General features: G+C 69.7%; 11 protein-coding genes. 3 read left to right on the forward strand and 8 right to left on the reverse strand.

What is annotated here, in order from left to right; translation table 11 throughout:
* Positions 1-127: 127 nt before the first annotated feature.
* The 3 genes from AC1PPL_RS17260 to AC1PPL_RS17270 are packed head-to-tail and all read right to left on the reverse strand — an operon-like array spanning position 128 to position 2692.
* Positions 128-1555 (reverse strand): ammonium transporter, encoded by a 1428-nt coding sequence (locus AC1PPL_RS17260; RefSeq protein ID WP_479973763.1) that lies wholly within the window; start codon positions 1553-1555, stop codon positions 128-130.
* A gap of 46 nt (positions 1556-1601) precedes the next feature.
* A complete protein-coding gene (gene glnK / locus AC1PPL_RS17265; protein ID WP_011803632.1) occupies positions 1602-1940 on the reverse strand; it encodes a P-II family nitrogen regulator in 339 nt (112 codons plus the stop codon).
* A gap of 20 nt (positions 1941-1960) precedes the next feature.
* On the reverse strand, positions 1961-2692 hold the full coding sequence (locus tag AC1PPL_RS17270) for a TorF family putative porin (protein ID WP_479973764.1): 732 nt from the start codon (positions 2690-2692) through the stop codon (positions 1961-1963).
* A gap of 219 nt (positions 2693-2911) precedes the next feature.
* Here AC1PPL_RS17270 and AC1PPL_RS17275 point away from each other — a divergent pair, with 219 nt between their 5' ends.
* Together AC1PPL_RS17275 and AC1PPL_RS17280 are read left to right on the forward strand one after the other, a co-directional pair.
* Positions 2912-4450: a YifB family Mg chelatase-like AAA ATPase gene (locus tag AC1PPL_RS17275; protein ID WP_287740221.1), complete on the forward strand. Its 1539-nt coding sequence runs from the start codon at positions 2912-2914 to the stop codon at positions 4448-4450.
* Between the two features lie 45 nt (positions 4451-4495).
* Entirely contained in the window at positions 4496-6229 is a 1734-nt protein-coding gene (locus AC1PPL_RS17280) for a methyl-accepting chemotaxis protein (protein ID WP_088887903.1), read from the forward strand.
* A 129-nt stretch (positions 6230-6358) separates the two neighbouring features.
* On the opposite strand, the gene AC1PPL_RS17285 is transcribed toward AC1PPL_RS17280, so the two are convergent.
* On the reverse strand, positions 6359-7168 hold the full coding sequence (locus AC1PPL_RS17285; protein ID WP_479973765.1) for an SDR family NAD(P)-dependent oxidoreductase: 810 nt from the start codon (positions 7166-7168) through the stop codon (positions 6359-6361).
* Between the two features lie 108 nt (positions 7169-7276).
* Here AC1PPL_RS17285 and AC1PPL_RS17290 point away from each other — a divergent pair, with 108 nt between their 5' ends.
* Positions 7277-8194, forward strand: a complete 918-nt coding sequence (locus AC1PPL_RS17290) for a LysR family transcriptional regulator (RefSeq protein WP_287965690.1) — start codon at positions 7277-7279, stop codon at positions 8192-8194.
* 30 nt (positions 8195-8224) lie between these two features.
* Here AC1PPL_RS17290 and AC1PPL_RS17295 read toward each other — a convergent pair whose 3' ends face one another.
* From AC1PPL_RS17295 to AC1PPL_RS17310, 4 genes are all read right to left on the reverse strand, one after another.
* Positions 8225-9004 (reverse strand): ABC transporter ATP-binding protein, encoded by a 780-nt coding sequence (locus AC1PPL_RS17295; RefSeq protein WP_479973766.1) that lies wholly within the window; start codon positions 9002-9004, stop codon positions 8225-8227.
* Positions 9001-9759 carry an ABC transporter ATP-binding protein gene (locus tag AC1PPL_RS17300; protein ID WP_479973767.1) on the reverse strand — a complete coding sequence of 253 codons (759 nt, stop codon included), beginning with the start codon at positions 9757-9759 and terminating at the stop codon, positions 9001-9003. The genes AC1PPL_RS17295 and AC1PPL_RS17300 overlap by 4 nt, the downstream gene beginning before the upstream one ends.
* Positions 9756-11663 (reverse strand): ABC transporter permease, encoded by a 1908-nt coding sequence (locus AC1PPL_RS17305; protein WP_479973768.1) that lies wholly within the window; start codon positions 11661-11663, stop codon positions 9756-9758. Before AC1PPL_RS17305 ends, AC1PPL_RS17300 begins: the two co-directional genes overlap by 4 nt.
* A gap of 132 nt (positions 11664-11795) precedes the next feature.
* On the reverse strand, positions 11796-12684 hold an 889-nt coding region (locus AC1PPL_RS17310; RefSeq protein WP_479973769.1), incomplete at its 5' end, for an ABC transporter substrate-binding protein.

Below are 12684 nucleotides of genomic sequence, written 5' to 3' on the forward strand. Positions count from 1 at the left end.
GCATTATTGGCCCCGGGCCTGCGCGCCGCCCAAAGAAAAGGCCCGCCAAGGGCGGGCCCAAACACGGGACAGGGAGTTACTCGCTTGTAGTCGGAGGGCCGCCGCGCCACCACGCGGCGCCCGCCATTCAACGGTGGTAAGCCGTCTCGCCATGGGAGGTGATGTCCAGGCCCTCGCGCTCGGCTTCCTCGCTCACGCGCAGGCCCACCAGCAGGTCGGCGACCTTGTAGGCGATGAAGGACACCACGCCCGACCACACGATGGTGAACAGCACGCTCTTGACCTGCACCCACACCTGCGCGCCCATGCTGAAGGTGTCGGGCGTCAGGCCGCCGGTGCCGCCCAAGCCCTGGGCCGCGAACACGCCGGTGAGGATGGCGCCCACGATGCCGCCCACGCCATGCACGCCAAACACGTCGAAGGCGTCGTCCACGTTCAGCATCTTCTTCAGGCCACCCACGCCCCACAGGCAGACCAGGCCGGCGATCAGGCCGATCGCGATGGAGCCCATGGGGCCCACGAAGCCCGCGGCGGGCGTGACCGCCACCAGGCCGGCCACCGCGCCCGAGGCCGCGCCCAGCATGGAGGCCTTGCCCTTGTGCAGCGCCTCGCCGGCAATCCACGACAGCGTGGCGGCCGAGGTGGCCAGCACCGTGTTCACGAAGGCCAGGCCCGCAACGGCGTTGGCGGCACCTGCAGAGCCGGCGTTGAAGCCGAACCAGCCCACCCACAGCAGCGACGCGCCCACCATGGTCAGCGTGAGCGAGTGCGGAGTGAACGCTTCGCGGCCAAAGCCGATGCGCTTGCCCACCATGTAGGCACCCACCAGGCCCGCGATACCGGCGTTGATGTGCACCACGGTGCCGCCCGCGAAATCGAGCGCGCCGTCGGCCGCCAGCAGGCCGCCACCCCACACGATGTGGGCCATGGGCACGTAGCTGAAGGTGAACCACAGCAGCGCGAAGATGAGCACGGCCGCAAAACGCATGCGTTCCGCAAAGGAGCCCACGATCAGCGCCACGGTGATGGCCGCGAACGTGCCCTGGAAGGCGATGAACACGTATTCGGGAATGGTCGCCAGCGCACCAAAGGTTTCCTGGCTCACGCCCTTCAGGAAAAGCTTGGACAGGTCGCCCACGAATTGGCCCTCGCCGGAGAACGCGAGGCTGTAGCCATAGATGGACCACAGCAGCGACACCAGGGCAAAGATCACGAACACCTGCATCAGCACAGACAGCATGTTCTTGGTGCGGCCCAGCCCCCCGTAGAACAGGGCCAGGCCCGGGATGATCATCAGGATCACGAGCAGCGTGGAGGTCAGCATCCAGGCGGTGTCGCCCGAGTCCACCTTGGGCGCGGCGGGCGCCGCTGCCGCTGCCGCGGGTGCGGGTGCCGCAGCAGGTGCTGCGACGGGCTCGGCAGCGGGCGCAGGCGCGGGGGCGACGGCCACGGGCTCCGAAGCCGCCGCGGCCGCGTCGGGTGCCTGGGCCAGCGCGCCGGCGCCACCGGCCAGCAGGCTTGCACCGATCAGTAGGGAAGCAAATAGTTTTTTCATGGCAGATCTCTGGGTCGGGAGGGACGAATGCCTGTGCGGCGCGCGCTCACAGGGCTTCCTGGCCGGTCTCGCCGGTGCGAATGCGCACCACCTGCTCCAGGTGCGCCACGAAGATCTTGCCGTCGCCGATCTTGCCGGTGCGGGCCGCGCCTTCGATGGCCTCAATGACGCGTTCCACCAGCTCGTCGGCCACGGCGGCCTCGATCTTCACCTTGGGCAGGAAGTCCACGACGTACTCGGCGCCGCGGTACAGCTCGGTATGGCCCTTCTGGCGGCCAAAGCCCTTCACCTCGGTCACGGTGATGCCCTGCACGCCGATGTCCGACAGGGACTCGCGCACCTCGTCGAGCTTGAAGGGTTTGATGATGGCGGTGACCATTTTCATGATCGATTCCTTGTCGAGAGTTAGAGGGTCTTGGTGAGGGAGACGATCAGGCGGGCCTTGTTGGCATCGCCGAAGAAGCCCTTCTTGTTGGCTCCGGCAACCGCCGCGGACAACGACAGGCCGGCGCCGAAGTCGTAGGCGCCGCCCACGCTGTAGTCCACGTAGTTGGGCACGCCCAGATCCTTGATGTCGCTGGCAAAGCGCGTGTAGCCCACGGACGCCTTCAGCGTGACGCTGGGCGCAACCTCCTGCGCAAACGCCAGGTTCAGGTAGCCCGTGTTGCGCCCACGGTTGCTGGAGGTCTTGGCGCCCGCCCAGCCGAAGTAATCCTTGGACACGGTGTGCGAGTACTTGGCCGTGAACGGGCCGTACGTGGCCGCGCCATACAGCTCGGTGGTGTTGCCGTTGGTGTTGCCTGGGTACACATACGTGAGCGCGCCCACATCCAGGTCCACCTCACCGACCTTGAGCTTGTAGCCGCCGTAGAAGTCGGCCTCGATGGAGTTGCCGGACAGCCAGTCCACGCTGGAGTTCCAGTTGCCCACGTAGAAGCCGCTGTCGCCAAAGCTGTAGTCGAACCCGCCCTGGATGGCCGGGTTCACGGCCTTGATGCGGTTCACGTCCTGGTCCTGGCCGCGGAACTTGTAGTTGCTGGTCAGCGACACATTGGCAGTGAGCTGGGCGCTGGCAAGGCCCGGTACGGCGAGGGCCGCAAAAGCGAGGGCCAGGGTCTTGAGGGAAAAGCGGTGCATGGTTCCTCCAGTGTTGGGCGACGGTTGACACCCCCTCAATGCATGGACCGTGCCACCCCGAAATCCGCCCCGCGACGGCCTGCCGGGTACCATCCTGAGGCATACGTGCAGTCACAGGGGTTGCAGCCCGGCGCATTTCGCACCAGCCTGGTGCAGGGCGGCCCCCTTGCGCATCCCGTCGCCATGGTTGCACGCACATGCCTGGGGAGATCCGTTGCGATGAGTCTTGCTTTGGTGCAAAGCCGCGCCCTGCTGGGCCTGCACGCGCCCGCCGTTACTGTGGAAGTACACCTGGCGAACGGGTTGCCCAGCTTCGCGCTGGTGGGCCTGGCCGATGTCGAGGTCAAGGAGGCGCGCGAGCGCGTGCGCTCCGCGCTGCAAAACGCCGGGCTGGAATTCCCGGCCAACAAGAAGATCACCGTGAACCTGGCGCCGGCCGATCTGCCCAAGGACTCCGGCCGCTTCGACCTGCCGATCGCGCTGGGCATCCTGGCCGCGAGCGGGCAGATCGACGCGGCCCGGTTGGACGGCTGGGAGTTCGCCGGCGAGCTATCGCTGTCGGGCCTGCTGCGCCCGGTGCGCGGCGCCCTGGCGACCAGCTTGGCGCTGCGCGCGCTGGCGCAGCCCATACGCACGGTGCTTCCCCCCGGCAGCGCCGAAGAAGCTGCGCTGGTGCCGGGCACCGAGATCTACCGCGCGAACCACCTGTTGGACGTGGTGCGCCAGTTCGTGCCCGTGCCCCCGCCGAACGATGATGGCGCGGACGACGGCGGTTGGCAGCGGCTGCAACCCGCGCCGCCGGCCCCGGCCACCGATGGCCCGGACCTGGCCGACGTGAAGGGGCAGGCCGCGGCCAAGCGCGCACTGGAGATCGCCGCCGCCGGCGGGCACGGGCTGCTGCTCGTGGGGCCCCCGGGCTCGGGCAAGTCCATGCTGGCCCAGCGTTTTGCCGGGCTGCTGCCCCCGATGGGGGTGGAGCAAGCGCTGGAGAGCGCGGCCATTGCCAGCCTGGCCGGGCGCTTCAGCCCCGCACAGTGGATGCAGCGCACCACAGCCAGCCCGCACCACAGCTGCAGCGCGATCGCGCTGGTGGGCGGGGGCTCGCCGCCGCGCCCGGGCGAGATCTCGCTCGCGCACGAAGGCGTGCTGTTCCTCGATGAATTCCCCGAATTCGCCCGCAGCGCCCTGGAAGCGCTGCGCGAGCCGCTGGAGAGCGGGCGCATCACCATTGCCCGGGCGGCGCAGCGCGCCGAGTTCCCGGCGCGCTTTCAGCTCGTGGCGGCCATGAACCCCTGCCCCTGTGGTTTTGCGGGCTCGCACCAGCGCGCCTGCCGCTGCACACCCGACCAGATCGCGCGCTACCAGGGCAAGCTCAGCGGCCCGCTGCTGGACCGCATCGACCTGCATGTGGAGGTGCCCGCGCTGCCGCCCGAGGAGCTGCTGGGCGCCCCACCCGGCGAACCCAGCGGCGCCGTGCGCGAACGCGTGGCCCGCGCGCACGAACGAGCGCTCCAGCGCCAGGGCAAGGCCAACCAGGCATTGCAGGGCCAGGAGCTGGAACAGATGGCGGCGCTGGACGCGCCGGCCGCGCGGTTCCTGCAGGCCGCGGCGGCGCGCCTGGCGTGGTCGGCGCGCAGCACGCACCGGGCCCTCAAGGTTGCACGTACTATTGCCGATCTATCGGGCTGCGAGACCGTGGGCGCCGCCCATGTGGCCGAAGCCGTGCAATACCGGCGCGCCCTGCGCGCACCGGCGTGACGCTCCACCGCTGCCCTTCCTTGTTTGAATCCTCCTGAAGATCCTATGAAAAACCTCAGCATCGGCACCCGCCTGGGAGGCGGCTTCGCCCTTGTCCTGCTGCTGATGGCCCTGATGACGGCCTTTGGCGTATGGCGCCTGCAGACCGTGGCGCAAGCCACCAACGAGATGACGCAGCAACCCCTGGCGGTGGAGCGCATGATCAGCGACTGGTACCGCTACGTGTACAGCGCGGCGCGGCGCACCTCGGCCATCGTCAAGAGCACGGACCCCTCGCTCGGCCAGTTCTTCGCGGCGGACACCGCCACCTCCACGCGCGAATCGGCCGAGCTGCAAAAGCGTATCGAGACGCTGCTCACCAGCGACGAGGAAAAGGCCCTGTGGGCCGACATTCAGAAGGCGCGCGTGACCTACCTGTCCTCGCGCGACCAGGCCGTGAAGGCCAAGGCCGAGGGCCAGCTGGAGGAGGCCGAACGCCTGCTCACCCAGGTGTACCTGCCCGCCACTGACCAGTACGTGGCGCTGATCCAGCGCCTGCTGGACATGCAACGCTCCCGCATCGACGCCACGGCGCAGGGGATCAATGTCACCTATGGGCAAAGCCGGCTGTGGCTGATCGTGCTGGGCGTGCTCGGCCTGGGCGCAGGCGCCCTGTGCGCATGGTGGCTCACACGCGGCATCACGCGGCCGCTGGCGCAGGCCGTGCAGGTGGCGCGCGCCGTGGCGGCCAACGACCTCACCAGCCGCGTGCAGGTCGATTCGCGCGACGAGACCGGCCAGCTGCTGCAGGCGCTGCAGGAGATGAACGCCAGCCTGTCGCAGGTGGTGGCGCGCGTGCGCTCGGGCACCGACGGCATCGCCACGGCGTCCAGCCAGCTCGACGCAGGCAACCAGGACCTGTCCTCGCGCACCGAGGAGCAGGCCAGCTCGCTGCAGGAAACCGCCGCCTCGATGGAGCAGCTGACCAGCACCGTGCGCCAGAACGCCGACAACGCGCGCCAGGCCAACCAGTTGGCCTCCTCCGCCGCGCAGACGGCCACGCAGGGCGGCCAGGTGGTAGCCGGCGTGGTGCAGACCATGGGCGCCATCAACGCCAGCAGCCGCAAGATCAGCGACATCATCGGCGTGATCGACTCGATCGCCTTCCAGACCAACATCCTGGCGCTGAACGCCGCGGTGGAGGCCGCACGCGCCGGCGAGCAGGGCCGCGGCTTTGCCGTCGTGGCCGGCGAGGTGCGTGCACTGGCACAGCGCAGCGCGGCTGCCGCCAAGGACATCAAGGGCCTGATCGGCGACTCGGTCGCCAAGGTGGAGGAAGGCTCCCACCAGGTCGAGGAAGCTGGCCGCACCATGGACGCCATCGTGCAGAGCGTGCAGCGCGTGAGCGACCTGGTGGCCGAGATCACCGCCGCCAGCCAAGAGCAGAGCGCGGGCATCGAGCAGGTGCACCAGGCCATCACGCAGATGGACCAGGTCACGCAGCAGAACGCCGCACTGGTGGAGGAAGCCACCGCCGCCACGGGCTCGCTCAAGGCCCAGGCTGGCCAGTTGGCGCAGGCAGTGAGCGTGTTCCGCGTGGAAGGCCTGCAGGCCGCCCAGACGGCAACGGCAGCGGCAGCGCCCGCCCCCCTCCGCCGGCCCGCACCGGCCACAACGACCACAACGACCAAGCCCCCCGCAGCAGCGCGCACGCTGGCGGCGCCCGCCCGCCCGCCGGCAGCGGCCAAGGCGGCCCCGGCCGCCGCGCGCCACAGCGACGACGATTGGGAAGCCTTCTGAGCGCCCCGGGGCGGGAATGCCTCACCCGCCGCGTTTTGCTACGTTATTTATAGCTGTTAGCGCTGATTTAACAAGCGCTACAGCCCAAAAATGCAGTAAAGCAACCAGGCGCAGCCCCGATGCCGGGCGTCAAACGAACATGCCGCCCGATGCCTCGATGCGCTGTGCGTTCACCCAGCCCGTGCCCGGCTGCAGCAGCGCAGCGATCACGCCACCGATGTCGTCCGGCAGGCCCACGCGGCCCAGCGCGGTCTGGCCGGCGATGAAGGCGTTGAGCTGCGCGTTGTCGCGCACGGCGCCGCCGCCAAAATCCGTCTCGATCGCGCCAGGCGCCACCACGTTCACGGCAATGCCGCGCGCGCCCAGTTCCTTGGCCAGGTAGCGCGTCAGCACCTCCACCCCGCCCTTCATCGCCGCATAGGCCGCGTAGCCCGGTAGCGCGAACCGCGCCAAGCCCGACGACACGTTCAGGATGCGCCCGCCGTCGTTCATCAGCGGCAACAGCTTCTGTGTGAGGAAAAACACGCCCTTGAGGTGGATGTTGACCATGTCGTCGAACTGCGCCTCGGTGGTTTCCATGAAGCTGGCATACACGCCCACGCCCGCGTTGTTCACGAGGAAGTCGAAACGCTCGCGCTGCCAGTGCCGCGCCAACACGTCGCGCACCTGGCCTGCGAAAGCGGTGAAGGTGGCGCTGGCCGCCACGTCCAGGGGCAGCGCCACGGCGCGGCGGCCGAGGGCCTCGATCTCTGCGACGACGGCCTGCGCCTCGGCGGCCTGGCTGCGGTAGGTCAGGATCACATCGGTGCCGGACCGCGCCACGTGCAACGCGGCATTGCGGCCCAGTCCCCGGCTGCCGCCGGTGATGAGGGCGATGGCCGGGCGGACGGCCATGCCGGCGGTGGCCGTAGAGGAGGAAGAAGATGCGGCGTGGGTCATGGCGGGAACCTTTCAGTGAGGAGTGAGAAGCAGTGAACGGACTCTATTGATCCGCGCTGCATCCATAAATCACTGAAAATTGATCGCATCGTTATTTGGGTACGAACAATGAGCCCGTTTGACCGCATGCACATCTTCGTCCGCGTGGCCGAGCTGGCCAGCTTCACGCAGGCCGCCGAAGCGCTGGGCATCCCCAAGGCCAGCGCCTCCACCGCCGTGCAGCAACTCGAAACCCAGCTTGGCACGCGCCTGCTGCATCGCACCACGCGGCGCGTCCAGCTCACGCAGGACGGGCAGGCCTATTACGAGCGGTGCAAGGATCTGCTGGCGGACGTGGACGAGCTGCAGTCTATGTTCCAGCACCCCGACGGCGCCGGCCTGAAAGGACGCGTGCGCATCGACATGTCCACCGGCATGGCGCGCAACGTGGTGGTGCCCCGCCTGCCCGAACTGCTGGCGCGCCACCCCGGTCTGGAGGTGGAGCTGAGCAGCACCGAGCGCCGCGTGGACGTGGTGCGCGAGGGCTTCGACTGCGTGCTGCGCACGGGCGCTGTAGTGGACAGCAGCCTGGTCGCGCGCCCGCTGGGGCTGGTGCGGCTGGTCAACTGCGCCAGCCCGGCCTATCTGCGCGCGCATGGCACGCCACGCTCGCTCGCCGACCTGCCGGGCCACCGGCTGGTGCATTTCGTGAACACGCTGGGCGCCCGCTCTGCAGGCTTCGAGGCCGTGGTGGATGGCGCACTCGTGCTCACCCCCATGCAGGGCGCCCTCACGGTGAACAATGCCGAGGCCTACATGGCCGGCTGCCTGGCGGGGCTGGGCCTGATCCAGGTGCCGCACCTGGGCGTGGTGGACCTGCTGGCGCGCGGCGATCTGGTCGAAGTGCTGCCGCAACTGGCCGCCCCGCCGATGCCGCTCACGCTGATGTACGCCAACCGCCGCAACCTGCCGCGGCGTGTGCGCACGGTGATGGACTGGCTGGCGCAGGTGGTGGCGGAGCATCTGGCGCAGGTGGCCGCCGCCTGAGCGGCCTGGCCCCCACGTGTCCCTGGGCCGCTAGACGCCCAGGTACTGCCGCCGCGCCGCGGCGTCGCCCGCCAACTGCGCCATGCCGGCGCTGTACACGATGCGGCCCTGCTCTAGCACGCAGGCGCGGTCGGCCACGGCCTCGGCGAAGGGCAGGTTCTGTTCGCTCAGCAGGATGCCGATGCCCTGGGCCTTCAGCGCGCGGATGGTGCGCGCCATCTGCTGCACGATGACCGGCGCCACGCCCTCCGAGGGCTCGTCCAGCAGCACCAGCAGCGGCTGGCCCATGAGGGTGCGCGCCACGGTCAGCATCTGCTGCTCTCCGCCGCTCATGCGTCCGCCGGGGCGGTCGGGCATTTCGCCCAGATTGGGGAACAGCGTGAACAGCCGCTCGGGCGTCCACAGCGGCGCGGGCGTGCCGTCGGGCCAGTGGCGGGGCTTCTGGCGGCCGACCTCCAGGTTCTCCAGCACCGTGAGGTCGGTGAAGATGCGCCGGTCCTCGGGCACGTAGCCCAGGCCGCGCCGCGCGATGGCGTGCGGCGGCTGCCGGTCGATGCGCTGGCCCAGGAATTCGATGCGCCCGCTGCGCCGCTCCAGCAGGCCGGCAATGCCCTTGAGCGTGGTGGACTTGCCCGCGCCGTTGCGCCCCATCAGGGCCACCACCTCGCCGGGCCCCACGCTCAGCGATACGCCGTGCAGGATGTGGGCCGCGCCGTACCAGGCGTGCAGGTCTGCCACCTCCAGCAAGGGTGTTTTTGCTTTTAGAACCTTGCTGGGCAAGTGCAAGGCGCTATCGTTTTGATTCGTCATGCGGACTCCAGCGCCAGCCCCGTGCCCAGGTAGGCGGCCTGCACCCGCGCGTCGTCCTGGATCTGCTGCGGCGTGCCCTCGGCCAGCAGCTGGCCACGCACCAGCACGGCCACGCGGTCGGCCAGGCCGAAGACCACGTCCATGCTGTGCTCGGTGAACAGCACGCCCATGTGCCGTTCGCGCGCGATGCGCTGCACCAGCTGCATGAGCGCCAGGCGCTCGGCCGGTGCCATGCCGGCGGTGGGCTCGTCCATCAGCAGCAGCGCCGGGGCATGCGCCAGCGCCATGGCCAGCTCCACGCGCTTGACGTCGCCGTAGGACAGCGCGCTGCACGGGCGCTGCGCCTGGGCAGCCATGCCCACCTGCTCCAGCAGCGCCAGGGCATCGTGCGGGCGGTGCGCATCGGCACGGCGCCACCAGCGCCAGGCGTGGCGGTCGTGCGACAGCAGCGCCATCTGCACGTTCTGCAGCACGGTGAAGCTGGCAAAGGTCTGCGCGATCTGGAAGGTGCGGCCCACGCCGCGCCGCCAGACGGCGCGTGGCGCCAGGCCGGTGATGTCCTGCCCCTGCAGCAGCACGCGCCCCGCATCGGGCAAGAGCTGCCCGCCCACCAGGTTGAAGGTGGTGCTCTTGCCCGCGCCGTTGGGGCCGATCAGCGCCAGCAGCTCACCCGGCTGCAGCGTGAACGACACGCCCTGCACGGCCTGCACGCCGCCGAAGGACTTGCGCAGCTCCTGGACCTGCAGCAGGCTCACGGCGCGCCCTCCTGTGCTTTGTTCTTGATAGCTGCTCGCGCTTGCCACATCTGCGCAAAACCCGAGATTCCTTGAGGAAACAGCAGCACCAGCAGCAGCATGATGCCGCCCAGCAGCGCGCGCCAGTAGTCGGTACTGCGCGCCACGGTGTCGTGCAGCCAGGTGAACACGCCCGCGCCCACCACCGGCCCGGCCAGCTGCTGCATGCCGCCCAGCAGCACCATCACCAGCCCGTCCACCGAGCGCGACACGCCCAGCGCATCGGGCGCCACGCTGCCTTTGGAAAACACGTACAGCGCCCCCGCCAGACCGGCCAGCAGCCCCGCCACCACAAAGGCGGCCCACTGCACGCCGCGCACGTCGATGCCAATGGCGTCGGCCCGCAACGCCGAGTCGCGCGCCGCGCGCAGCGCCCAGCCCAACGGCGCAAACAGCATGCGCCGCAGCAGGTAGATGCCCGCCACGGCCAGCGCCAGCACCAACCAATAGAAGCCCGCGCCCTGCGCGGCCCACTGCGGCGGCCACACGCCGGTGATGCCGTTGCTGCCGCCGGTGAACCCGTCCCACTGGTAGGCGATGGCCCAGGTGATCTGTGCGAACGCCAGCGTCAGCATGGTGAGCGACACGCCCGACAGGCGCACGCAGAACCAGCCGTACACCAGCGCACCGGCCGCCGCCACCAGCGGCCCCAGCAGCAGCGCCGTGCCCATGGGCCAGTCCAGCCAGCGCACCAGCAGCGCCGCGCCGTAGGCGCCCAGGCCGAAGTACGCCGCATGGCCAAACGAATGCAGCCCGCCCGGCCCCAGAATGCAATGCAGGCTGGCGGCGAACAGCGCGGCAATCGCGATGTCGGTCAGCAACACGGTGGCGTAGCTGCCCGGCTCCACCGCCAGCGGCAGCAGCGCCAGGCCCAGCACCAGCGCGCACCAGGCGGCCGTGGCACCCTGCCCCGCCTGGCGCAGCGGCGCCTCGGGCGCGCCCACGCCGCGCGCCACGGCCTGCGGGCGGCCCAGGAGGCCCCAGGGCCGCCAGATGAGCACGGACGCCATCACCAGGAATTCCACCACCAGCGTGAGCCGGGGAAAGGCCACCTCCACCCCCGCGACCTCGACCACGCCCAGCCAGATGCACACGGCCTTGAGCTCGGCAATCACCAGCGCCGCCACGAAGGCGCCGGGCAGCGAGCCCATGCCGCCCACCACCACCACCACGAAGGCGGCGCCGATGGTGAGCATGTCCAGCTCCAGGCTGGCGGGCTCACGCGGCAGCTGCAGCGCGCCGCCCAGGCCTGCCAGCAGGGCCCCCAGCGCAAACACGCTGGTGAACAGCCAGGCCTGGTTCACACCCAGCGCACCGACCATCTCACGGTCCTGCGTGGCGGCGCGCACCAGCGTGCCCCAGCGCGTGCGCGTGAGCAGCAGCGTGAGCAGCACCAGCACCAGCGGCCCCACGGCGATGAGGAACAGGTCGTAGGCCGGGAAGCGCCGGCCCAGCAGGTCCACCGCGCCATCCAGGCCCGGCGCGCGCGGGCCGAACAGCTCCTCCGGCCCCCAGAGCCACAGCGCCGCGTCCTTGATCACCAGCACCAAGGCGAAGGTGGCCAGCAGCTGCAACAGTTCGGGTGCGCGGTAGATGCGGCGCAGCAGCAGCACCTCCACCGCCGCGCCCAGCAGGCCCACCGCCAGCGGCGCCAGCAACAGCGCAGGCCAGAAGCCGAGGGCCTCGCCCAGACGCTCCACCAGGGCATAGGCCAGGTACAGGCCCAGCATGTAGAACGAACCGTGCGCGAAGTTGACGATGCGCATCACCCCAAAGATCAGCGACAGCCCCGCCGCCACGAGGAACAACGTGGAAGCGCCCGCCAGGCCATTGAGCAGTTGGGCCAGCAGCCCCGAAACATCCATGTCAGTCGTCCAATGCCGCACAGTGCCACCGCAGCCCGCGCGGGTGAAGCCCGCAGCCATAGCGCCCGGGTCGCCCGGCGGTAGCAGCCGCGCCGTCCCCCACGGGAAGGGCGCAGGCGCAGAGTGCGGCGGTCACTCGTCCTTGCGCAGCCGCTTCACCTCGGCGTCGCTGGGCTGGTACTTGGCGCCGTCGCGGTAGGTGAAGTCCACCATCACACCCTTGCCCATGCGCAGCGCGGTCTTGCCCACGTAGGCACCCATGGTGGATTGGTGGTCCTGCGTGCGGTAGGTGATGGGACCGAACGGCGTGGCCACCTGCAGGCCGCGGAAGGCGGTGATGAGTTTCTCGGTGTCGGCCGATCCAGCCTTGGCCAGCCCCGCCGCAACCGACTGCACGGCGTTGTAGCCCACCACCGAGCCCGCGCGCGGGTAGTCCTTGAAACGCTTCATGTAGGCGTCCAGAAAGGCCTTGTGCTCGGGCGTCTGGATGGCATACCAGGGGTAGCCGGTGACGATCCAGCCCTCGGGCGTCTCGCTCTTGAGCGTGTCCAGGTATTCCGGCTCGCCCGACAGCAGGCTCACCACGCTGCGGCCCGTGAACAGCCCGCGGGTGTTGCCCTCGCGCACGAATTTGGCGAGGTCGGCGGCGAACAGCACGTTGAAGATCGCATCGGGCTTGGCGTCTTCAAGCGCCTGGGCCACGCTGCCGGCATCCACCTTGCCGAGCGGCGTGGCCTGCTCGGCAACGAACTCCACGTCCGGCTGCGCGGCCTTGAGCAGTTGCTTGAAGGTGGCCACGGCCGACTGGCCGTACTCGTAGTTGGGGTAAACGATGGCCCAGCGCTTTTTCTTCAGCGCCACGGCTTCGGGCACCAGCATGGCCACCTGCATGTAGGTGGAGGGGCGCAGGCGGAAGGTGTAGCGGTTGCCGTGCTCCCACACGATCTTGTCGGTGAGCGGTTCGGCCGCCAGGAAGAAGCGCTTCTTCTGCTGCGCGAAGTCGGTCAGTGCCAGGCCCACG

The organism is Diaphorobacter sp. B2A2W2 (genome assembly GCF_056730635.1).